The 21,962-nt window shown below is 64.0% G+C and carries 17 protein-coding genes; 3 read left to right on the top strand and 14 right to left on the bottom strand.

All coding sequences use genetic code 11. The features are described 5' to 3' along the window. Positions 1–2: 2 nt before the first annotated feature. Positions 3–1,217 carry an SGNH/GDSL hydrolase family protein gene (locus tag ACVMIM_RS30825; RefSeq protein ID WP_476116611.1) on the bottom strand — a complete coding sequence of 405 codons (1,215 nt, stop codon included), beginning with the start codon at positions 1,215–1,217 and terminating at the stop codon, positions 3–5. 118 nt (positions 1,218–1,335) lie between these two features. Next, positions 1,336–2,556: a lytic murein transglycosylase gene (locus ACVMIM_RS30820; RefSeq protein ID WP_040997720.1), complete on the bottom strand. Its 1,221-nt coding sequence runs from the start codon at positions 2,554–2,556 to the stop codon at positions 1,336–1,338. Positions 2,557–2,791: 235 nt separating this feature from the next. Here ACVMIM_RS30820 and galU point away from each other — a divergent pair, with 235 nt between their 5' ends. Further along, positions 2,792–3,697 carry a UTP--glucose-1-phosphate uridylyltransferase GalU gene (galU, locus tag ACVMIM_RS30815; protein ID WP_476116610.1) on the top strand — a complete coding sequence of 302 codons (906 nt, stop codon included), beginning with the start codon at positions 2,792–2,794 and terminating at the stop codon, positions 3,695–3,697. Positions 3,698–3,719: 22 nt separating this feature from the next. Here galU and ACVMIM_RS30810 read toward each other — a convergent pair whose 3' ends face one another. After that, positions 3,720–5,519, bottom strand: a complete 1,800-nt coding sequence (locus tag ACVMIM_RS30810) for an outer membrane beta-barrel protein (protein ID WP_476116608.1) — start codon at positions 5,517–5,519, stop codon at positions 3,720–3,722. Between the two features lie 159 nt (positions 5,520–5,678). Here ACVMIM_RS30810 and ACVMIM_RS30805 point away from each other — a divergent pair, with 159 nt between their 5' ends. Next, positions 5,679–6,680: a KpsF/GutQ family sugar-phosphate isomerase gene (locus tag ACVMIM_RS30805; RefSeq protein ID WP_476116607.1), complete on the top strand. Its 1,002-nt coding sequence runs from the start codon at positions 5,679–5,681 to the stop codon at positions 6,678–6,680. Positions 6,681–6,825: 145 nt separating this feature from the next. Here ACVMIM_RS30805 and ACVMIM_RS30800 read toward each other — a convergent pair whose 3' ends face one another. The 11 genes from ACVMIM_RS30800 to ACVMIM_RS30750 form a co-directional block, all read right to left on the bottom strand. Further along, the gene (locus ACVMIM_RS30800) at positions 6,826–7,290 is read right to left on the bottom strand and encodes an NfeD family protein (RefSeq protein WP_476116605.1); all 465 of its coding nucleotides are present in this window, start codon (positions 7,288–7,290) and stop codon (positions 6,826–6,828) included. A 122-nt stretch (positions 7,291–7,412) separates the two neighbouring features. Beyond that, the gene (locus ACVMIM_RS30795) at positions 7,413–8,363 is read right to left on the bottom strand and encodes an SPFH domain-containing protein (protein ID WP_476116604.1); all 951 of its coding nucleotides are present in this window, start codon (positions 8,361–8,363) and stop codon (positions 7,413–7,415) included. Between the two features lie 237 nt (positions 8,364–8,600). Beyond that, positions 8,601–9,665 (bottom strand): ferrochelatase, encoded by a 1,065-nt coding sequence (hemH, locus tag ACVMIM_RS30790; RefSeq protein WP_476116602.1) that lies wholly within the window; start codon positions 9,663–9,665, stop codon positions 8,601–8,603. Between the two features lie 143 nt (positions 9,666–9,808). After that, entirely contained in the window at positions 9,809–11,932 is a 2,124-nt protein-coding gene (locus tag ACVMIM_RS30785) for a 5'-nucleotidase C-terminal domain-containing protein (protein WP_476116600.1), read from the bottom strand. 189 nt (positions 11,933–12,121) lie between these two features. Further along, a complete protein-coding gene (gene omp10 / locus ACVMIM_RS30780; protein WP_040997196.1) occupies positions 12,122–12,496 on the bottom strand; it encodes an outer membrane lipoprotein Omp10 in 375 nt (124 codons plus the stop codon). A gap of 85 nt (positions 12,497–12,581) precedes the next feature. Then, positions 12,582–14,027 carry a homospermidine synthase gene (locus tag ACVMIM_RS30775; protein ID WP_476116598.1) on the bottom strand — a complete coding sequence of 482 codons (1,446 nt, stop codon included), beginning with the start codon at positions 14,025–14,027 and terminating at the stop codon, positions 12,582–12,584. 132 nt (positions 14,028–14,159) lie between these two features. Continuing rightward, positions 14,160–15,089 carry a heme-dependent oxidative N-demethylase family protein gene (locus ACVMIM_RS30770; RefSeq protein ID WP_476116596.1) on the bottom strand — a complete coding sequence of 310 codons (930 nt, stop codon included), beginning with the start codon at positions 15,087–15,089 and terminating at the stop codon, positions 14,160–14,162. Positions 15,090–15,124: 35 nt separating this feature from the next. Beyond that, positions 15,125–15,787, bottom strand: coding sequence for an aminotransferase class IV family protein (locus ACVMIM_RS30765; RefSeq protein ID WP_476116594.1), 663 nt, complete (start codon positions 15,785–15,787; stop codon positions 15,125–15,127). Continuing rightward, positions 15,736–16,881: an aminodeoxychorismate synthase component I gene (locus tag ACVMIM_RS30760; protein ID WP_476116593.1), complete on the bottom strand. Its 1,146-nt coding sequence runs from the start codon at positions 16,879–16,881 to the stop codon at positions 15,736–15,738. Before ACVMIM_RS30760 ends, ACVMIM_RS30765 begins: the two co-directional genes overlap by 52 nt. A gap of 155 nt (positions 16,882–17,036) precedes the next feature. Further along, positions 17,037–17,741, bottom strand: a complete 705-nt coding sequence (locus tag ACVMIM_RS30755) for a proton-conducting membrane transporter (protein WP_476116591.1) — start codon at positions 17,739–17,741, stop codon at positions 17,037–17,039. A 352-nt stretch (positions 17,742–18,093) separates the two neighbouring features. Continuing rightward, positions 18,094–19,932, bottom strand: a complete 1,839-nt coding sequence (locus ACVMIM_RS30750; protein ID WP_476116589.1) for a M3 family oligoendopeptidase — start codon at positions 19,930–19,932, stop codon at positions 18,094–18,096. Positions 19,933–20,076: 144 nt separating this feature from the next. Between ACVMIM_RS30750 and ACVMIM_RS30745 the strand changes: the two genes are divergently transcribed. Continuing rightward, positions 20,077–21,618: a sigma-54-dependent transcriptional regulator gene (locus ACVMIM_RS30745; protein ID WP_476116587.1), complete on the top strand. Its 1,542-nt coding sequence runs from the start codon at positions 20,077–20,079 to the stop codon at positions 21,616–21,618. Positions 21,619–21,962 lie beyond the last annotated feature (344 nt).

The raw sequence follows: 21,962 nt of genomic DNA, 5'->3' as shown, positions 1-21,962 counted from the left end.
AGCTACTGATTGACGCCCGCCGTATCAGGTTGAGCGGCGGCGGTCGCCGGCGGCTTCGGCGGCCAGGAGAAATCGTCCGCGCGGCCGGGCGAAGCGGCGGGCGCCTTGCCTTCAAGGATCAGTTTCTCGCCGGGCAGGTTCGGATCCGCCCTGGCCGGTTGTGCGGCACCGAGCAGTTCGGTGCCGCCGTCGAGCGCCGGGTCGCCGAGCAGCATCGGCGCGGTGCGGTCGACGATGACGGGCGCGGCGGCCGGCTTCGGCGCCTGGACCGGGGCGCCGGCCGGCGCCGACATGGTCGTGACGCTTCCCGGCGCCGCCAGGCCGAGTATCTTTGCCAATGGCTTTTCCGTGTAGAAAGCAAGCTTGCGCTTGCCGGCCTTGGTGACGTTGATGCCGTCGTCGGAACGCAGGCGGACCGGCTGGCCGTTGATGTCCGGGCCGGAGGTGACGAAAGCGCCGTTCTCGTCGACAAAGCCGTCCCAGACATCGACGAACTCTCCGCCATGGCTTTGGGCGGCCGAATGATAGATGTCGTTGAAGGCGAGCATGTCGGAATTCATCTTCGACACACCGAAAGCCGGCATGCCGACCCACAGGAATGGCACCTTGGTGTCCTGTATGGCCTTGCCGAGCGCATCGGTGCGTCGCTCATATTCCTTGGTCCAGTTCTCCGAGCGCGGCTGCTCGCGCACGTCGCCGACCTTCATCTGCTGGCGATCGTTGGAACCCAGCATGACGATCACGACCGCAGGTTTCTCGGTTTCGATCAACGATTTTATCTGGGCTGGCCAATTGTAGACATCGTCACGGACGAAGCCGGACGAACCGTTGGCGCGGGAGACGATCCTGACGGCGGGATTGTCGGCAAAGGCCGTGTCCAGGCCCTCCGCCAGCCCACCCGCCAGAAAATCGCCGACCACCAGCACGACCCGGGCGTCGCTCGTCTTCTCGACGAACGGCGTTTCCGGCTCCGCCGGCGGGCGCGGCTTAGGCTTCTTCTTGGGTTTCGGCCGCGGTTTCTGGACTTCGACCGGCGGCTCGACGCGTTCGCTGCGGCGCGGGAACAGAAGGTCGCGCAGCGACCAGCCACGGCTTTCCTCCTGCGCGAATGCAGGGGCGTGGAAAGCGCCGGCGGCGGTGACGACAAGCACGGCAAGGGCGAGAATCACGACGGGCACCCGGCGAATGCTTTGCCTGATACGCGCAACCGAAACCAAACACCTCTCCATCCCTTGGCGCATGACCAGGCAGACATGGCAAGGTCACGCGCAAGCCGAAGCGCTACAGCATCCTTGCCGTCTTTGAAAGGATGCCCGGCGCCTTAGCGCGGCTCAGCTACTGCTTGCGGAGCCATTTGAGCACTTCCATGCTCGGATAGCCATCCTGGGTCAGGCCGACCTTGGCCTGGTAGGCCATGATGGCGGCCTTCGAGCCGTCGCCGATCTTGCCATCGAACTTGCCGTCATAATAGCCGTGCTCGGAAAGCCGCTTCTGCAGCTCCTGCCGCTCCTCGAAGGTGAGCTTGGTGAAGGGCCGCTGCCAGTCCTGCACCAGGCCGGTGCCGCCGGCGATCTCATCGGCGAGCAGGCCGACGGCCAAAGCGTATTTGTCGGCATTGTTGTAGGCCTTGATGACCGAGAAATTCCTGATCATCAGGAAGGCGGGGCCACCCCGGCCGTCCGGCACTTTCAGCGTTGCCTTGTCGGTCAGGTTCCTGAACGGCTTGCCATTGGCCCTGACGACACCGAGCGCCTGCCATTGGGCGATGGTCTTTGCGCCGCCGGGCAGTTTGCCGGCCGGGATGGTGACCTCATAGCCCCAGGTCTTGCCGGCCTGCCAGCCGTTCTTCTTGAGCAGATTGGCGGAGGTCGCCAGCGCATCGGGGATCGAATTCCAGATGTCACGCCTGCCGTTGCCGTCCATGTCGACCGCATAGCGCTGATAGCTGGTCGGAATGAACTGGGTCTGACCCATGGCGCCGGCCCAGGAGCCCATCAGATGGCTCTCGTCGATGTCGCCGGTCTGCAGGATCTTCAGCGCCGCGATCAACTGGGTGCGGGCATATTTCGAGCGCTTGGGATCGCCATAGGCAAGGGTAGCCAGCGAACGGATGACATTGCGCATGATGTCGTCGCGCTTGAGCGTCTCGCCATAATTCGATTCCATCGACCAGATGGCCAGAAGGATATTGCGGTCGACGCCGAACCGCGCCTCGATGCGGTCGAGCCACGGCTTCCATTTGCGTGCCATCGCCCGGCCATTGGCGACCGCCTGGTCGTGCACGCGGTTGTCGAAATAGTCCCAGGCGGGCGCGGTGAATTCCGGCTGGGTGCGGGCCTTTTCCAACACAACCGGGTCGGGCTCGATGCCCCTCATGGATCGATCGTAGACAGCGCCCGAAACGCCGCCTGCCACCGCGGTGGCGCGGAAGCCCGCGACCCACTGGCGGAACCCGGCATCGGCGAAAGCGGGACCGGCGGGCATCAGCAAGGCCAGCGTGAGGCCGGCGGCCGTCACCAATGCCGTCAGGCGCCTCGCAGTGTTGCGAACGGACATCATTTCCTCCTTCGTCAAATCAGGAAGGATCATTCAACGCCGAACTGGGTTAGTATTTAGTTTACCATAGGTGCCGCCGGGAACGAAAAGAGGTATCGCAGCTTTTGCTCTCACATTCACTGCTCGCCGGTAATCCAACATTCCGGCGTGAAAATGATTCCGACGTGAAAATGTTTGGGGGGATTGCAGAGCGTGCCGCCGCGCGGATAATTGGCTCAAACGCAGGGGTGTCAACATGAAGCGCGTTCGCAAGGCAGTTTTCCCGGTGGCCGGCCTCGGCACACGGTTTCTTCCGGCCACCAAGGCGATCCCGAAGGAAATGCTGACCGTCGTCGACCGGCCGGTCATCCAATATGTGGTCGACGAGGCGCGCGAGGCCGGCATCGAGCATTTCATCTTCGTGACCGGGCGCAACAAGGCGGTCATCGAGGACCATTTCGACGTCCAGTTCGAGCTCTACGACACGCTTGCCCAGCGCGGCAAGGACGATCAGCTCGCCCGCCTGCAGCGGCTGCAGCCGGCGCCGGGACAGACGAGCTTCACGCGCCAGCAGGTGCCGATGGGCCTCGGCCACGCTGTCTGGTGCGCCCGCGAGCTGGTGGGCGACGAACCGTTCGCGCTGCTTTTGCCGGACATGATCATGCAGTCGGAAAAGAGCTGCATGAAGGATATGGTCGAGCTCTATGCCGAGACCGGCAACAACATCATCGCCGTGCAGGAATGCGACCCCGCAGAGGCACATAAATATGGCATTGTCGGCCGTGGCGAAGACGCCCATCACGGCTTCCGTATCACCGGCATGGTGGAGAAGCCGAAACAGGGCACCGCGCCCTCCAATCTTTACATCAACGGCCGCTACATCCTGCAGCCGGAAATCTTCGGCATCCTGGAAAGACAGGAGCGCGGCGCCGGCAACGAGATCCAGCTGACCGACGCGATGCTGAAGCTGGAGAAACAGCAGCCCTTCTACGGCTACCACTATAAGGGTCGCACCTTCGATTGCGGCTCTCCTGAAGGTTTCGTCGAGGCCAATGTCGCCTTCGCGCTGTGGCGCAGCGACATGAACGGAAGCATGGCCGGCGTCATCCGCACGCTGCTCGACGAGGTGCGGCCGGTGGAACGCCGCGGCGCGGCGTTCTAACCTTGGAAGGTCAGCGGGCCTGCTAACGCTGGACTTTCAGGCCGAGATAGACGCTGTTGGCCGTATAGTCGCGTCCAGGCAGATTGCTGGTCAGCTTCTCGGTCCGCACCCGCGTGGTGAGGCCGGCATAGCGGTTCAGCCACCAGGTCAGCCCGGCCTCGGCGCTCAGGATCAGATCGTGGCCGTCGGAGCCGGTGTAGTCGCGCCAATCGAGGCCAAGCGCCGAGTTCGCCGTCAGGTTGGCGCGGATCTGGCGCTCGCCGGTCAGACGGCCGGAGTAGAGGATATCGCCGCTCTCGCCGGCCGTGGTGGTCGTCTCGACGTTGGTCTGTCCGGTGAGCCCGATCGTGGTGCCGCGTTCGGGCGACCATTTCAGATCGGCATTGATGGACGGCCCCGCGATTGCCGGAAGGCGGCTGTCGTCGAGCGCCTCGCGCAACCAGCCAACGGAGAATTCGCCCGAAAGCTTCTCGCCCATGTCGAGCTCGACGCCGGCGCGCGCGCCGAGCCGCTTCGAAGAGCGCTCAAAGCCGTCGGTATCGAGACGCTGATCATAGACCCTGCGGCCGACTTCGACTTCCGTGAAGGGCGTGAGCGCCGGCGAGATTTCATAGCCGGTGCGCAAAGTCGCGGTGTAGAGCGTATTGTTGCGATCTTTCTGCGATATGGTGGTGCCGTCGGTGAGTTCCGCGTCGCCATAGAAGTCATGGGAGACCGCGCCGGTCAGCGCGTACCGCATCTTGCCGACGCTCTTTTCGAGACCGAGGCTGCCGTCCAGGGTCTGGCGCAGCGGCTGTTGGTCGACGCCGGCGATCGCGTCCGGCGAGGAAGCCGATTCCGGTGCTGCCTCATAGCCGAGCTTGGCGATGGCACGCAGCTCGTTATCGAGATCGACCTTGAGCTGGCCCTCGATGCGGCCCTGCGCATCGTTGATCTTTTCGCCCGACACGGTGTTGCGGAACTGGCCGTAGCCGGTGATCAGAGCCGAGTTCTCGCGCCAGTCGGAGGTCGCTGTGAAACGCAGTGCTGTCTCGGACAGAACCGCCGATTTGCCCGTGCTGCTGGAATCGGCGTTGGACGTCGCGGTGAAGCCTTGTTCCAGCGTCGGCCGGAAGACAAAGGTGCCGATCCTGACGCCAGGCGCGGCGAAGGGATCTTCCTCCGGCTTGACCTTCTGCCCATCGATCGATCCGGTGCGCTCCTGGCCTGGGTCGAGCTTCTGCTTGTCGACACTGTCGATGGTGACGGCGCGGCGGTTGCTGCCATCATCGTCGGCCGCTGCCGCATCAGCCTTGTCGCCTGTGGAGGCGGTCGCGGCAGTGGCCATGCTGTCGGTGGCCTCGCCGGCCTTTTTCTTGGCCTTCTTCTTGTCGGCGGCCTTGGTATTCGACTTGGTGTCGGCCTTGGTGTCCTGAGCGCGCCGATTCGCCGTCGAGGGCCGGCGCGGCTTCGCCGGCACCGCGGTATCGGGCAGTGTATCGTCCGCCGCCTGCGGCTGGTCGAAGATGCTGTCCGTCGCGCCCGCCGCCTGATCGTCATCGGGAACGGCGCCGGGGCTTGCCGGCTGGTAGGCCGTCGGTGCCGTGTCCTGGGCGGCCGCGGCCGGCGGGGTCTGATCCAACGACCCTTGCGCCCGCAACTGCCTGGCCTTGCGCTGCTGGTCGGCAAGTATGGCCGATTCGGAGACCTCGCCACGCAGCTCGGCTTCCTGCGAAAATGCAGGTGCCGGACGCAGCAGGGCAAGCGCGCTTGCCGTCAGCAGCAGTGCTGCAACGGCAATGCCCTTCCGACCGATTTTCGTTTCAGGCAGGCCCCCGGACATTGTCACCACTGCTTGCGCGGCGCGGTTGCGCCATACTTACCGAACCGTAAATGCCGATGGTTAACGGAGGGTTGAGAGAGCGGCGCCGGAGCCTCTCCTATCGGAGGCTTAAGGCAATTCTGTTGGACAGGGGCGCGGCAAAGCGCTAATCGCTTCGCCATGCATGCGGGGTCCCCAGAAAGAAAGCAGCCGGATAGGCAGGCTGCGATCGAGTCGGCGCTGAGAACGGTGGCGACGGAGCAGGCCGGTGTGGCGGCCCTTGCCGCCGCGCTCCGAAACGGGCTGGCCGAGCCCTTCGCCGCCGCGATCGATCTGATCTCGCGCATCGATGGCCGCGTCATCGTCACGGGTGTCGGCAAGAGCGGCCATATCGGTTCCAAGATCGCCGCCACGCTTGCCTCCACCGGCACGCCGGCCTTTTTCGTCCATCCGGCCGAGGCCAATCACGGCGATCTCGGCATGATCGCCCGCGATGACGCCATTATCGCCATGTCCTGGTCGGGCGAGAGCAAGGAATTGATGGGCATCGTCGCCTATTCCCGGCGCTTTTCCATCCCGTTGATCGCCATCACCTCGGGCGAGAGCTCGGCGCTGGCGCGAGCCGCCGACGTCGTCCTGCTCCTGCCCGCCGCGCCGGAGGCCTGTCCGCATGGGCTGGCGCCCACAACCTCCGCCCTGCTGCAGCTCGTCATGGGCGATGCGCTGGCGATCGCGCTGCTCGAGGCGCGCGGCTTCACACCGGATCATTTCCGCACCTTCCATCCGGGCGGACAGCTCGGCGCCAACCTGACCCAACTGCGCGAGATCATGCATGTGGGCGAAAGGCTGCCGCTGGTGCCTTTGGGCACCGGAATGCGCGAGGCGATCCTGGAATTGTCGCGCAAGGGCTTCGGCTGCGTGGCGATCACCGCCGCCGACGGCGCGCTGGCCGGCATCATCACCGACGGCGATATCCGCCGGCACATCGCCAGCGACCTGCTTTCGATGAGCGTCGATCAGGTGATGACGAAGAAGCCGAAGACTGCAAGCCCCGACACGCTGGTGGCGACGGCGCTGCAGACGATCAACGCCTCCGCCATCACGAGCCTGATGGTCGTGGAGGGCAGACGCCCGGTCGGACTGGTGCATTTGCACGACCTGCTGCGCATCGGCGCTGCCTAGATATTAAGGTGAGGCCGGCTTGCAAACGGCGGCTTCCTGCGCTTCCGGTGCTCACGTACGAAAGTACGCTCCGCTCCGGTTCTCGGAACCCACCGTTTTCGACTCGGCCTGACCTTAATATCCGCTCGTTACACAGCGTTTGCAGTCAAATCGCCTCGACGATCAGCTCCAAATCGGTATCCGCCGCCCCGGTCACGCGCACCTGTGCGCCGACCGGCAGGTCGGGACCGGAGACGCGCCACAGCGTGTCGCCGAGCCGGATGCGGCCGCGGCCGTTCTTGATCGGCTCGGCCAGTGTCGCCGTGCGGCCGACCATCTGTGCGCCGCGGCGGTTGAGCAGCGGCTGGTCGACGCTGCCTTGCCGGCCGACGGCGATCTGCCGGCCGACATAGGCCGAGACGACGGCCAGCATGAGGAAGGCAAGGACCTGGGCCTGCCAGGTCCAGAAGGCCGCGTCCCAGATCGCCAGCGATACCGCGCCGACGATCAGCGCGGCGATGCCGATCCACAGCATGAACACGCCTGGAGCCACGACTTCCATCACCAGGAGCACGATGCCGAGAACCATCCAGTTCCAGGGGCCGAGTTCCGAAACGATGCGGTCGATCATCGATGTTCTCCCACCCGGAGCAGTTCCCGTTTCACGGAAACGAGGAACCGTCCTATTTCTCTGTTTGCCGCAATTCCGGACGGAAACCGTGTCACACTTTTCCTGGAATTGCGGCTGTCACCTCAGCTGTCGGTCTGCCGCACAACCGGCGGGCGCGAACCCTGCCGCAGCGGGCCGGAAGGCCCGTCGCCCTTGAAGACCTCGCGGGCGATCTCGCCGATGCCGCCGAGCGAGCCGATCAGCGAGGAGGCTTCGAACGGCATCAGCACGATCTTGTTGTTGCTCGACGAGCCGATCCTGGCCAGGGCCTCGGTGTATTTCTGGGCGACGAAGTAATTGATCGCCTGGACGTCGCCCTTTGCGATGGCTTCCGACACGACCTGCGTCGCCTTGGCTTCTGCCTCGGCCGAGCGCTCGCGCGCCTCGGCGTCGCGGAAGGCTGCTTCCCTGCGGCCCTCGGCTTCGAGGATCTGCGATTGCTTGAGGCCTTCGGCGGCAAGGATCTGGGCGCGTTTGTCGCGCTCGGCCATCATCTGGCGACCCATCGATTCCACCAGATTGGCCGGCGGGTTGATGTCCTTGATCTCGACGCGGGTGATCTTGATGCCCCACGGATGCGCCGCCTCGTCGACGACGCGCAGCAGCCGCTCATTGATCGCGTCTCGGTTGGAGAGCAATTCGTCGAGATCCATCGAGCCCATGACGGTACGGATATTGGTCATGGTGAGGTTGAGGATGGCGTTCTGCAGCCCGGCCACCTGGTAAGCGGCCTGCGCGGCGTTCAGCACCTGGTAGAAGGCGACGCCGTCGACCCCGACAATGGCATTGTCGCGGGTGATGATCTCCTGCGTCGGGACGTCGAGCACCTGCTCCATCATGTTCATCTTGGCGCCGACGCGCTCGAAGATGGGATTGATGATGTTGAGGCCGGGGGTCAGCGTCTTGGTGTAACGGCCGAAGCGCTCAACCGTATGATTGTAACCTTGCGGCACCGTCCTAATGCCCTTGAAAAGCAGGATGATGACCAAAAAGACAAGAACAATGATGGCAATATCGAAACCGCTGAAGCCCATTTCGTTTCTCCCTCAAAAGGCGGCGACCTCACGGAATCACTTAAGTGTGTTTCCGCAATGTTACAATCGGGTGATCGGGAATATTGGTTAGCGAAGGCTTTGCGTACCGGTTTCGGGCCAAAGCGCGTCGCGCTGAAACGGATTCAGTCGACGCGCTTTGGGTCTTGTCTTGATGCATGTCGTTACCCCAGAACCGCTGCACACTTCTGGGCGACATGCATCAGCCGGTGAAGCCGGTCACACCCAGCCGGAGAGCTCACGCCGGACCAATGCCTCGATGACCGCCATGCCCCCGGGGTTGTCGTTGAGACAGGGGATATGGGCGAAGTTCTTGCCGCCGGCGTGATGGAAGGTTTCGGCTGCTTCGCGGCCGATCTCGTCCAGCGTTTCGATGCAGTCGACGGAAAAGCCGGGATTGACGATGGCGATGGATTTGACGCCGTCCTTGGCCAATTTCTCGACCGTGACGTCGGTATAGGGCTGCAGCCATTCCTGTGCGCCGAAACGCGACTGGAAGGTGGTGATGAGCTTGTTTTCGTCCCAGCCGAGCCTCGCCCGCAGCAGCCGCGTAGTCTCCAGGCAGTGTGACTGGTACGGATCGCCCTTGTCGGAATAGGGCTTGGGGATGCCGTGGTAGGAGGTGATAACCACTTCCGGCACGAAATCGAGCGTCGCGATGTGCTTCTCGATCGAACGGGCAAGCGCCTCGATATAGACCGGCTCGTCGTAATAGGGCGGCACACTGCGGATCGCCGGCGCGTGCCTGATCTTCATCAGCGCACGGAACAGCTGGTCGTTGGCCGTCGCCGTCGTCGTCGCCGAATATTGCGGGTAGAGCGGGAAGGTGAGGATGCGCTCGCAACCCTGGTCGACCAGTCTTTGGGCGACGCTTGCCGTCGAGGGATTGCCGTAGCGCATCGCCCAATCGACCGTCACGTCGGGCAGGTCGGCGAGCGCGGCGGCCAGCTTCTCGCCCTGAGCACGGGTGAACGTGCGCAGCGGCGACTCGTTCATCTCCCGGTTCCAGATCCTGGCATAGTTGGCGCCGGACTTCTTCGGCCGGGTGGTCAGCACCAGTCCGTAGAGGATCGGGTACCAGATCGCCTTGTTGAGCTCGATGACGCGCGGGTCGGAAAGGAATTCCCTAAGATATCGCCACATCGGCTTAAAGTCGGTGCCGTCGGGCGTGCCGAGATTGACCAGCATGATGCCGATCCTGCCCGGCCTGACAGGCGCGGCGTTGGCGGACAGCGGACCGACGGCCTTGGCGGCTTTGGCGTCGGTTGGGCTGGCAAGCGTCATGAACAGTCTCCGGTAGCGCCGCGAAACTAGCGATGCCCTGCCGGGTTTCAATGCCGCGTCTGGCCGCACCTTACCGCGTTACGATCTGAAAAAGGAACACCCGCCCGGTTGTCCGGGCAGGTGCCATGAATCCGGACGACCGATTACTTCGCGGCCGGCGGAATGGTCAGCGTCGCGCCGAGCGGCAGGCGGCGCGGCTTGTAGTCCTTGTTGGCCTCGGAGATGAGCTTCCATTTGGTAGCGTCGCCATAGGCTTTCTTGGCCAGGTCCCAATAGGTATCGCCGGCGGCGACGGTGTGGCTGGTTTCCGCCGGCTTGGTTTCAGCGGGCTTGGCCGGCTCGGCGGCGGGAGCAGGGGTTGCCGGTGCAGCCTCGGCAGGCTTTGCCGGTTCAGTGGCCGGCGCCGCGGGCGCTGTCTCAGCCGGCTTGGCGGTCTCGGCGGGCGCGGCCGGGGCGGTCTCAGCCGAAACGGCCGGCGGCGTGCCGGCAATGTCGCTGGAACCGGAAGGCAGAGCCGGCATTGCCGGTTCGCTGTTTGCTGGCGCAGCCTCGGCCGGTTTTGCTGCCTCGGCCGCGGGCGCCTGAGTGGCGGCGGGAGCGGTTTCGGCGGGCTTCGCCGGTTCCGCAGGCTTGGCCGGCTCGGCCGCCGCGGTCGTCGCAGCAATCTCGGTGATGCGGCCGTCGAGCTTGGGCGTGTAGGGCCGATGCGCGCCGAGATAGTCGGCCACCACCTGCTCCAGGCCGGGGCCGTAGTCATAGGCGTCCGTCGCCTTGTCGGCGAAGACCTTGTAGCCGTCGCCGCCCTGGCGGACGTAATTGTTGGTGGCGACGAGGTATTGCTTGTCCGGATTGATCGGCGTCCAGGCGCCGTTCTCCATCACTTCGACCGATTTGACGCGGCCGGCATTGGGCGCGACCGACTTGTCGAAGGAATATTTCAGCCCGGCGACCTGCGGGAAACGGCCGGCGCCGTCCTCGACCTGGCTGAGGCCGCTTTCGAGCCCCGCAACCAGGTCCTTGCCCGAGATCTTGAAGGTGGCAAGTGTGTTCTGGAAGGGCAGCACGGTCAGAACCTCGCCCATGGTCACCGTGCCCTGGTCGATGGAGGCGCGCAGGCCGCCGCCGTTCGAGATGGCGATCTCGACGCCCTGGCCCTTGGTGCGGTCGAGGATGGCGTCGGAGACGAGATTGCCCATCTCGCATTCGCGCGCGCGGCAGTTCTCGCGGCTGCCGTCGATCGCCTTGGTGGTCTCGGCCACCTCCTTGTTCTTCAGTGCCTCGATCGGCGCGCCGAGTTCCTTGATGCGGGCAAGCACGGCGGGATCGGGCGTGATCGACTTGTCGAGATAGATCGGGGCGCCGCTGGCTTCCTTCACGACGCCGTTGTCGTCGAAGACGACCTTGAACTCACCGAGATATTTCGAATAGGAGGCCGCCTGCACCACCGGCACCTTGTAGCCGCCGGGGCTGTCGACCATCGTCGGGTACGGTCCCTCGGCCTTCGGGTCGATGTTCGACAGGAGGGTGTGGCTGTGGCCGCCGACCACCACGTCGATACCCGGGATTTTGGCGATCACGTCGCGCTCGCGCCGGTAGCCGATATGAGTGACCGCGATAATCTTGTTGACGCCTTGCGCCTTGAGCTTCTCGACTTCGGCGGTGATCGCCTTGACGTCATCCGTGATGGCGATGTTCGGACCGGGCGAGGCGAGTTCCGGCGTGTCGTTGGTGACGGCGCCGACAATGCCGATCTTCTGGCCGCCGACCTCGACGACGATCGAAGGCTTGATCTTGTCCTTGGCGCCGGACTTCTCGTTGGGCACGACATTGGCGCTGACGATCGGGAACTTCGCCTTGTCGAGGTAAGGCACCAGGGCGGTCTCGTCATCGTCGAATTCGTGGTTGCCGAGCGTCACCGCGTCGGGCTTGATCTGATTGAGGAATTCCTCTTCCGCCGCGCCCTTGTAGGTTGTGTAGAAGAGCGACCCCTGGAAGCTGTCGCCGGCATTGAGCAGCAGCACGTTCTGGCCTTCGAGCTTCTTGCGCTCCTCAGCGATCGCCGTGATCAGCCGGCCGGCGCCGCCGATGCATTCGCCCTTGGTCTCTTCGTCGGCCGAACAAGTCGACTCGTATTTGTTGTTGCCTTCGATTCGGCTGTGCCAATCGTTGAAATGCAGGATGTTCAGCGTGTAGTCGGCAAAAGACACGCCTGCCGACAGGCCGAGCGCCGAGGCCGACAGGGCTAGGATCGCGGCAATCTTCTTCATCTTCGTCTCCGGATAAGCTGACTTCGAACATGCTTAATGCCCTCGCTTGACTGGAAAATAACAGTCAGCCTTGGGCCATGTTCACATCGGGTTCTGGGCGATGCAAGCACAAATCAGGGAGATGTTTGCCGGCACAAAAAAGGACGGCGGCTCGCGCCGCCGTCCCTTTCAGCGAGACATTCGCCAGCCTCAGGCCCGGCGCGTCAACACGAAGTTCTGGCCGCTGGCGCTGGTGCAGTTGAGCTGGCTGGTGGAGACCATCAGGCAGTTGAAGCTGACCGGCGTCTGGCGGATCAGCGAGGTGCCGTGGATCTCGACCGAGGTCGCTCCGGTCATGGTGTAGCTGCCTTCCGACAATTTCTGCCCGGTGTCGGTGGCGACGGTGGTGAACTTGCCGGCCGTGAAGGTCGACAGGCCGGTACCCTTGGCATCGATCCAGTTCCCCTCGACGCCCTTGGGTGCGGCGGCGGGCAGCGGTTCCGACGGTCCGGTGGTGGTGCAGGCGGCCGCAGCCAGAAGGCTTGCCGCGGCGCCCGCCGCAAGCAGTTTGCGCGCGATGGTCATGATGAAAATCCTCTCCTCAGTCCGCACCTTTCAATCGCCCGATTTCCGGGCGATTGCAAGGCAGTGAGGGCGGTAGGCCCCGTTGCTATCGGACCAGGATGTTGCGGAACTGCCACGGATCATCCTTGTCCAGGTCCTCGGGGAAGAGGCCCGGCCGGTTATCCAGCGGCGTCCAGTCGGTGTAATAGCCCCTGACCGGTCCGAGATAAGGCGACTGCACTTCGAGGCAGCGCCGATAATCCATCTCGTCGGCCTCAACGATGCCGGCGGTCGGGTTCTCCAGCGCCCAGACCATGCCGGCGAGCACCGCCGAGGTCACCTGCAGGCCGGTGGCGTTCTGGTAGGGAGCGAGCTTGCGCGCCTCGGCCAGTGACAGCTGCGAGCCGTACCAGTAGGCATTCTTGTCGTGGCCGTAGAGCAGCACGCCGAGCTCGTCGACGCCGTCGACCAGTTCGTTCTCGTCGAGCACATGGTGGACCGGCTGCGGCTTGCCGGCGGCGCCGAACATCTCGTCGAGCGACAGCATGGCGTCGTTGCAGGGATGATAGGCGTAGTGGCAGGTCGGGCGGTATTGAACCTTGCCCTTCTTCGAGCGCACGGTGAAGAAGTCGGCGATCGAGATCGACTCGTTATGCGTCACCAGGAGACCGTATTGCGCGCCCGGCGTCGGGCACCAGCTGCGCACGCGCGTGTTGGCGCCGGGCTGTTCCAGATAGATCGCCGCCTTTGAGCCGTGCTTGTGCTTCCTGCCGTTCTTCGGCATCCAGTTTTCATGCGTGCCCCAGCCGAGCTCGGCCGGCTGCAGCCCTTCCGAGATGAAGCCTTCGACCGACCAGGTGTTCCAGAACACGTCCATCGGCTTCGGCTTCTTGGTGCGCTGGGTGTCGCGCTCGGCGATATGGATACCCTTGACGCCGGCCTTTTTCATCAGCCTGGCCCAGGCTTCGCGATCTTCCTGCGCGGGCTCCGAAAACTCCAGGCCGAGATCGGTGGCGAGGTTGACCAGCGCCTTCTTGACGAACCACGAGACCATGCCGGGATTGGCGCCGCAGGTGGAGACCGCCGTCGGGCCGCCCGGCTTGTCCTGCTTTTCCTTGATCATCGCCTCGCGCAGCGCGTAGTTGGTGCGGCTGGCATTGTCGGCCTCGGCGTTGAAATAGAAGCCGAGCCACGGCTCGACGACGGTGTCGATGTAGAGCACGCCGAGCTTGCGGCACAGCCGCATCAGATCCACCGAGCCGGTGTCGACCGACAGGTTGACGCAAAAGCCCTGGCCGCCGCCATTGGTCAGGAGCGGCGTGAGCAGCTTCTTGTAGTTCTTCTCGGTCACCGCGTCCTGCATGAAGGTGATGCCGCGCTCGTCGAGCAGCTTGCGGTCGGTGTCGCGCGGGTCGATGACCACCATGCGCGACTTGTCGAACTTGAAATGGCGCTCGATCAGCGGCAGCGTTCCCCGCCCGATCGAGCCGAAGCCGATCATCACGACAGGACCGGTGATTTCACCGTAAACGGGCCAGTTTTCATTCGCCATTTTTTCGCACACTCCTTCAAACACGCGCAAAACCGGGCACTCTTCGCACCGCGGTCAAGCGCTACAATCACAGATCATTGTCACAAACCAGCGAAAATCACTAATTGCCGGCTAACTCGCGTGGCGGCGTGGTTAAGCCACTTTGGACATGCCGCTGAGACAGGCGACCAGCCGGTCACGGTCGGCGCTCAGGCCCTTGTAGTCGAGCTGGGCCTGATCGAGCGCGTTGAGCTGCTCCGCGAATGACGCGGCAAGCATCGCCCTGTCGGGGTGGCGGGCGAGCACCGCCAGCGGATCGAGATGGATGCGGATGGTGAAGAGGATGTTGCGTGACATGGGAAGTTTGCGCAGCGTCTGGCGTTCGACGCGGATGAAGGCATGGGCTTTGACGTCGCCGTCGGGGAAGCGGCTCGGGCGGCTCGTAGCGCGGTCGATGCGCTCGACATTAGAGAGCGGATGATAGAGCGCATCGCCCGCCTGGATCGACCAGTTGAAGCGCTCGACCGCCTGGCCCTGCAGGCCGTCGAACATGCGGTTGATGAGCTCGGCCGGCCGCGTGCCGGGTCCGAATCCAGGCACCGGTTCGTGGATCTCCTGCAGCGGCTTGCCGAATTTTTCCCGCAACGACCAGGACGAAGGGAAGCAGAGCGAACCGGCGGCAAGCCGCCAGCCGCGCTCGTCGCGACGCATCAGGATCATATCTTCCTGGACAAGCAGCGACGCCCTTGCCAGCGGCGCCTCGCGCAGAGCGAGGGGCAGCCTGTCGATCGTCCCCTCGAAACCGACCGGCTCGCCCCCGTCGCGGCGGTGCGTGCCGGGATGCGCGGCTTCGAGATGCGCGACGAGCAGGTCCAGCACTTCGCGCTGAGCGTCGTATGTGCCGTCTTCCTCGACAAAGACCTTTTCCGGGACTTCCGCGTAGAGCCGCTGCTTTTCGGCCAGATGCGGCAGCAGGAATTCGTCGACCTCGATCCAGCGCTCGAATTCGAGGGGCTTGAGTCCGATGGTGAAGAGTTTCGAGGACCCATCATAGGGCGTGTGGGTCGGCTGGCGAATAGTCATGCGTTCTTCAAACAGAAAATCGTCGTCCGCTCCAGTCAGCCGAGCGTCGCACGGATCAGCCCGCGCAGCGAGTTGCCGACGAAGATCGCCTTCGCCGCCTTCAGGTCGTCAAAGCTGTAGACCGCTTCCACGGCGCGGCCTTCGTCCAGAAGCTCGCCGCGCAGTATTCCAGGCAAAAGGCCACAGTCGAGGCGGGGCGTGGCGAGCGTGCGGTCGCCGAAATCGGCGAAGAGATTGGTGATCGTGCCCTCGCAGAGCTCGCCGCGCTCGTTGGCCAAAAGCACTTCGTCGGCACGGGTCGAGAGATATTCGCTGCGCGCCTGCGTATAGATTTGGCGCACGCTTGTCTTGTGGCGCAGCAGCGTGTTGGCGGAATCGACGCGGATCCGCGCCAACTGCAGCCGCCAGACCTTGTCGGCGGGCAGCGGTTCATAGGGTTGAGCGGCGGCCGTCGCTTCGCCATTGCGCTGCAAGGCAAGGCGCACGCGCAAGGCAACTTTGTGTCCGCCGACGGTGTTCGAAAGCACATCGCCGGTGCGTTCAGGGTCGCAGGCGAAGCCGAGTTCAGCGGCGGACGCATAAAGCCTCGCAAGGTGGCGCTCGAAGCGCAGGAAGCCCGAGCCCGGCTCCCAGCGCATGGTCTCGATCAGCTCGAAGCCGGCACTGTTCCCGTCGCGAAGCGCGCTTTCAACAGACACTCCCGGTACTCCTCCTCGGCGGTGGAATCGAAGACGACGCCGCCGCCGACATTGTAGACGGCCTCGCCGTCGGCAAAGAGCGAGATGGTGCGGATCGCTACCGAAAAACGCATCCTGCCTCCGGGCGCGATCCAGCCGATGGCGCCGCAATAGACGTCTCTCGGCGTGTCTTCCAGCTCGTGCAGGATTTCCATGGCACGGATCTTCGGCGCACCGGTGATCGAGCCGCAGGGAAAGAGCGCGGCGAAGATCTGGCGGATGCCGATGCCGGGCAAAAGCCGTGCCCGCACCCGGCTCACCATCTGGTGCACCGTCGGATAACTCTCGATGCGGAACAGCTCCGGCACGTCCAGCGTGCCGACTTCGCTGATCAGCGAGATGTCGTTGCGCAGAAGGTCGACGATCATCCGGTTCTCGGCCTGGTTCTTCTCATCGTTGCGCAGGAAGGCCTTCAGCCGCGCATCCTCCGCCTTGGTCGCGCCGCGCGGCGCGGTGCCCTTCATCGGGTGCGTCTCGATCATGCCGTCGGCATCGATTTCGAAGAACAATTCGGGCGAGCGCGACAGGACGATCGGATCGCCGAGCGAGACCAGCGCGCCATATTTGACCGGTTGGCGTTCCGTCAGAGCGTCGAAGGCAGCGAGCGGATCGCCGGACCATTGCGCACGGACCGGGAAGGTGAGGTTACCCTGGTAGCAGTCGCCCTTGCGGATGTGGTTGTGGAGGCGCGCGAAGCGGCCGGCATAGTCCTCGGCGGACCAGGTTGCCCTGGCATCGAAGATCGGGCCGTTGCTGGCGCGCACCGCATTTTTCGGCACGGGCTGCTCGACGGGCGCATCGAAGACGCCGAGACAGACCAACGGCGCGCGGCGGCCGTCGGGCAGCAGCGGCACCAGTTTCGGCTCGAGCAGGTAGCCGGCTTCATACGAGAAATAGCCCGCCAGCCATTTGCCGGAGTCGAAGGCGGCCTGCGCCTTTTCAAGCGCGGGCGTGAACTCTTCCGCGTCATGCGCGACGATGATCTCGCGCGGCCTGTCGAAGACCAGCTGACGAGCGGTCGCGTCGTTGCGGAAAATGGCTGCGGGCAGGGACATGAGCCTTGGGTGCGGACAATTCAGTCGACCGCTCTATATGGGGGTTCGGCGTGACGCAATCGAGGGAACGGCGTCGGGCGGCGCAAAGCTGGTTGTGGCCCAAAACAAAAGACGGCGCCCGTTGGGACGCCGTCTGCCTGCTAATAAGCTGGTATTCAGCTGTTGCTCGCGGTTCCGGCCGAGGGAAACTGGCGGGCGAATTCGGCTTCGTCGCCGGCGGCCAGCAGCTTCGCCTGCTCGATCCATTTTTCGCGCGCGATGCGGCCGTCGAAATTGAGCACTTCCTCGACGCGTTTGACGTCGGCCTCGGTCCATGCCGCGATCTGGGCATAGGTGGTGACGCCCAGGCCCTTGAGCAGCCTCTCATTGATCGGCCCGACGCCGATGAGGCGGCGCAGATTGTCGGCCTTGCCTGTCGTCGGCGCGGCAGCTTTCTTTGCCGCGGGGGCCGCCGCTTTCTTGGGTGCAGCGGTTTTGGCAGCCGGCTTCGGTGCCGCCGCGGTCTTCGTCGCGGCAGGCTTCTTGGCAGAGGCCGGCTTCGCGGACGCGGCCTTGGCCGATGTCGCAGTCGCCGGCGTCGACATCATCGCCGCCGGCGCCGGCGTGGCGGCCTTGTCGGCGCCGCTCTTCGCGGAAGGCGCGTCGCGCAGCCGGCTTTCGAGATCGGCGCGTGCGCGGCCGCAGGCGTCAAGCTCACCCTTCAACCGATCGCTGTCGGCGCGCAGCCTGTCGCGCTCGCTTCGCGTGCGGTCGAGATCGCCACGCAGACTGTCGAGCTCGCCGCGCAGGCGGCCCCAGATGAACCAGCCGACCAGGACACCCACAACGAACGCCAGGAGCATGTAGAAGAAAGTGCTCATTTCCCTCTCCAGTCCGATCTGTCGGCCGAGGCCCGGAAGGCGAGCGCACGCCAAGGATCGTCAAAGGTTCCGTGGTTGGCGGAACCGCCGGCTTCAATCGAGCCATCGGCGTTCGGCCTTACCCTAGCCGACGGCCATCATCGCATTCGCCGTAGCGCCGCGACCGGCCATCTCTGGCCTGCGTAATGCGTCCGGCTGAGCTTGAGGCCGGACGCTATCATATGGCTTGTCGAAAGCCAGTTGAAAAATGCGCGGGAGAATTATTCAAGAACAGCTATTTAGAGCAAGAATAGATTCCCGCTAACATGCGTCTAGCCTAATACTGCGACCGATGTTCGCGCCGTTGCTGTCGTCAATTGTCGAGCGCCTCCAACTCGTCGATCAGCGAACCGATCACGCCAAGGCCGATCTGCCAGAAAGCGGGATCGGTGGCGTCGAGGCCGAAGGGCGCCAGAAGCTCGGAGTGATGTTTCGTGCCGCCGGCGCGCAGCATCTCGAAATACTTCTCCTGAAAGCCGCGCTCGGCGTTCTGGTAAACCGCGTAGAGCGAATTCACCAGGCAATCGCCGAAAGCATAGGCATAGACGTAGAAAGGCGAGTGGATGAAATGCGGGATGTAGGTCCAGAAGACCTCATAGCCCTCGCGCAGCTTGATTGCCGGTCCCAGGCTTTCGGCCTGCACCTCCAGCCAGAATTCGCCGAGCCTGTCCGAAGTCAGTTCGCCGTTCTTGCGCTCGGCATGCACCTTGCGCTCGAACTCGTAGAAGGCGATCTGGCGCACGACGGTGTTGATCATGTCCTCGACCTTCTGGGCAAGCATCGCCTTGCGCTCGCGTTTGTCGCCGGTCTGCTCGAGCAGCGAACGGAAGGTCAGCATCTCGCCGAAGACGGAGGCGGTCTCGGCCAGCGTCAGCGGCGTGGAGGCCATCAGCGCGCCTTGGCCGGCGGCCAGCACCTGGTGCACGCCATGGCCGAGCTCATGCGCCAACGTCATCACGTCGCGCGGCTTGCCCATGTAGTTGAGCAGCACGTAAGGATGCACCGACGGCACCGTCGGATGAGCGAAGGCGCCGGGCGATTTGCCCGGCCTGACCGGCGCGTCGATCCATCTGCGATCGAAAAAGCCGCGTGCGATTTCGGCCATGTCCGGCGAGAAACGCTGGTAGGCGGAGAGCACGGTGTCCCTGGCGTCGTCCCAGCTGATCACCGCCTGCGGCGTCTCCGGCAGCGGCGCGTTGCGGTCCCAGTGGTTCATCACCTCCATGCCGAGCCAGCGCGCCTTCATGGAGTAATAGCGATGCGACAGCCGCGGATAGGCCTCGCGCACGGCCGCGGCCAGCGCATCGACCACGTCGCGCTCGACGCGGTTGGCGAGGTGGCGCGACTCGGCAATGTCCTGGAAGCCACGCCAGCGGTCCGAGATTTCCTTGTCCTTGGCTAAAGTGTTGGTGATGAGGGTGAAGATGCGCAGGTTCTTGCGAAAGGTCGCGGCGAGCGCCTCGGAGGCGCGGCGGCGGACCTCGCCATTCGCATCCTGCAACCGGTTGAGCGCCGGCTCCAGCGTCAGCTCCTCGCCGTCGACATCGAAGCGCAGGTCGGTCATCGTCTCGTCGAACAGGCGGTTCCAGGCGCCGCGACCGGTGACCGATTTTTCGTGGAACAATTGCTCGACGCGATCCTCGAGCTGGTAGGGCTTGTCCTTCCTGAGGTCGAGCACCCAGGGCCGGTAGTGGCCGAAGGACTTGTCGGCGGCCAAAGCGTTTTCGATCACCGCGTCGTCGATCAGGTTGAGCTCGAGCGCGAAGAACAGGAGATGCGCGCTCGCTTCCGTCATCTTTTCCTGGACGTCGCCATAGAGCTTGGCGCGCTGCGGATCGGCGGTGTTGCCGGCATAGACGAGCCCCGCATAGGAGACGATGCGGCCGATCAGCTCCTCGAGCGCCTCATAGGCTTTCAGCGCCTCGCCCAGCCGGCCAGTGCCGCCCCGTCCGGCTTCCGCGGCCAGCGTGCCTTTCCAGCGGGTCTCGAAGGCGACGGCCTCGCTGGCCGCCTTGGCGATGTCGCGCTTCAGTTCGGGCGCTTCCATGCCGGAATAGAGATCGGCGAGATTCCATTCCGGCAGGTCGCCAAGCCCCGCAGCGCCCTGGCCGGACGTTGGCGCCGCAAGCCGCCGACCAAATACCATGCGCATCAACAATACCTTCCAGAATCAAAGGGAAAGGAGAAGCCGGTCAAATCCTAAGGAATTCGTTCACCGGGTTTTTTGAAACCTTATTTAGAACCCTGTGCCAAGATGATCCATGGGGATTTTCTCGGGCGGACAACTCAAACAGTCATGACAGGTTCCATACTCATAGTCGACGACGATCCGGTGCAGCGCAGGCTGGTCGAAGCCGCGTTGACCAAGTTCGGCCACACCGCGATCGTCACGGATGGCGGCGAGGCCGGCCTCGACGTGCTCGACGGGCCGAACGCGCGCGACGTCTCCGTCGTCATTCTCGACCTCGTCATGCCCGGCCTCGACGGCATCGGCATGCTGAAGGCGATGCGCGAGCGCGCCATCAACATTCCCGTCATCGTGCAGACGGCCCAGGGCGGCATTGAGACGGTCGTCTCGGCGATGCGGCACGGCGCCTTCGACTTCGTCGTCAAGCCGGCGTCGCCCGACAGGCTGCAGACCGCGATCTCCAACGCGCTCAAGGTGGAAGCCGTCGAGGACGAGATGAAGCGCGCGTCGCGGCGACGCGGCGGCGGCCATCTCACCTTCAAGGACATGATCACGCGCAGCCCGGCGATGGACCGGGTGATCCGACTCGGGCAGAAAGCGGCGGCCTCCACCATCCCGATCCTGATCGAGGGCGAGTCGGGCGTCGGCAAGGAACTGGTGGCGCGCGCCATCCAGGGCAGCGGCGACCGCCGCTCGAAGCCGTTCGTCACCGTCAATTGCGGCGCCATCCCGGACAATCTCGTCGAATCGATCCTGTTCGGCCACGAGAAGGGCTCTTTCACGGGCGCAACGGAGAAACACACCGGCAAATTCGTCGAAGCGAATTCCGGCACGCTGTTCCTCGACGAGATCGGCGACCTGCCGCTCGACGTCCAGGTCAAGCTGTTGCGCGCCGTGCAGGAGGGCGAGGTCGATCCGGTCGGCGGCCGCTCGACCGTCAAGGTCGATATAAGGCTGATCTCGGCCACGCACCGCAACCTTCTGCAGCAGGTCAAGGACGGCAAGTTCCGCGAGGACCTGTTCTACAGGCTGAACGTCTACCCGATCTTCGTGCCGCCGCTGCGCGACCGCCGCGACGACATTCCCTATCTTGTCCGCCATTTCATGGAAAAGGTCGCCCCGGCCGATCCGCGCCGCCGCCTTGCCGGCATATCGGCGTCGGCGCTTGCGATGCTGCAGGCCTATGACTGGCCGGGCAACATCCGCCAGCTGGAGAATGCGGTCTTCCGCGCGTCGGTGCTTGCCGAGGGCGATGTGCTGACCGAGGAGGAGTTCCCGCAGATCCGGGCGCAGGTGGAAGGCACGGTCAATCTCCGAGCCGAGCCGGCATCCGCCGTCGCCGAAACCGTTGCGGAGGAGATCCGCCAAGACGATGTTGCCGACACGATGGAGGCTGCCTTGTTCGACGGGGAAGCGCCGGCCAGGCCGCAGCCGCGCTTCGGAACGCTTCGTGCGCTCGACGAGCGCGGCAATGTGCGGGCGCTGGCCGATGTCGAGCTCGAGATGATTAAGCTGGCGATCGACCACTACAACGGCCAGATGAGCGAAGTTGCGCGCCGGTTGGGCATCGGCCGCTCGACGCTCTATCGCAAGTTGAAGGAATATGGCATTGATCCCGAAGCTGGTCGCGTCGACCGGCTTGCCTCGTGACAGACAAGCCTCGAGCTAGCTTGCGCGCTTAAACTCCGAGTCAAATTGTCGCTTTGGACGTGAAAATCCCGGGTTTTCAGCAGTTGGCGTTGCCGACGATCACGCATTAACGCTAACGGTAACAGATCGTGTTCTGGCCGAGGCCGGATTCTTGATCTAAACCAGCGGTTTACCACGAAGTGCTGTGCATCATTTTTGACGGGATATCGCCACGGTGTTACCGCATTTCGGCTTCAATAAACGATGATTAACCATTAGGATCGATATTCGGATGTGAAAACCACGCATCCGTTTGGTCAAATCCGGGGACAAACGGCAGCCTGAAAGCCATTTGATTTGAACAA

Source organism: Mesorhizobium sp. USDA 4413 (assembly GCF_056280365.1).
Note: the sequence above shows the minus strand (reverse complement) of the source record. Positions and strands in the feature narration are given on the sequence as shown.

Coding starts and splice junctions, on each gene's coding strand:
- ACVMIM_RS30810 (WP_476116608.1), bottom strand. CDS start 5,519: ATGTCCGGGGGCCTGCCTGAAACGAAAATCGGTCGGAAGGGCATTGCC.
- omp10 (WP_040997196.1), bottom strand. CDS start 12,496: ATGACCATCGCGCGCAAACTGCTTGCGGCGGGCGCCGCGGCAAGCCTT.
- ACVMIM_RS30820 (WP_040997720.1), bottom strand. CDS start 2,556: ATGTCCGTTCGCAACACTGCGAGGCGCCTGACGGCATTGGTGACGGCC.
- ACVMIM_RS30750 (WP_476116589.1), bottom strand. CDS start 19,932: ATGCGCATGGTATTTGGTCGGCGGCTTGCGGCGCCAACGTCCGGCCAG.
- ACVMIM_RS30805 (WP_476116607.1), top strand. CDS start 5,679: ATGCATGCGGGGTCCCCAGAAAGAAAGCAGCCGGATAGGCAGGCTGCG.
- ACVMIM_RS30775 (WP_476116598.1), bottom strand. CDS start 14,027: ATGGCGAATGAAAACTGGCCCGTTTACGGTGAAATCACCGGTCCTGTC.
- galU (WP_476116610.1), top strand. CDS start 2,792: ATGAAGCGCGTTCGCAAGGCAGTTTTCCCGGTGGCCGGCCTCGGCACA.
- ACVMIM_RS30755 (WP_476116591.1), bottom strand. CDS start 17,741: ATGAGCACTTTCTTCTACATGCTCCTGGCGTTCGTTGTGGGTGTCCTG.
- ACVMIM_RS30760 (WP_476116593.1), bottom strand. CDS start 16,881: ATGTCCCTGCCCGCAGCCATTTTCCGCAACGACGCGACCGCTCGTCAG.
- ACVMIM_RS30800 (WP_476116605.1), bottom strand. CDS start 7,290: ATGATCGACCGCATCGTTTCGGAACTCGGCCCCTGGAACTGGATGGTT.
- ACVMIM_RS30795 (WP_476116604.1), bottom strand. CDS start 8,363: ATGGGCTTCAGCGGTTTCGATATTGCCATCATTGTTCTTGTCTTTTTG.
- ACVMIM_RS30745 (WP_476116587.1), top strand. CDS start 20,077: ATGACAGGTTCCATACTCATAGTCGACGACGATCCGGTGCAGCGCAGG.
- hemH (WP_476116602.1), bottom strand. CDS start 9,665: ATGACGCTTGCCAGCCCAACCGACGCCAAAGCCGCCAAGGCCGTCGGT.
- ACVMIM_RS30785 (WP_476116600.1), bottom strand. CDS start 11,932: ATGAAGAAGATTGCCGCGATCCTAGCCCTGTCGGCCTCGGCGCTCGGC.
- ACVMIM_RS30770 (WP_476116596.1), bottom strand. CDS start 15,089: ATGACTATTCGCCAGCCGACCCACACGCCCTATGATGGGTCCTCGAAA.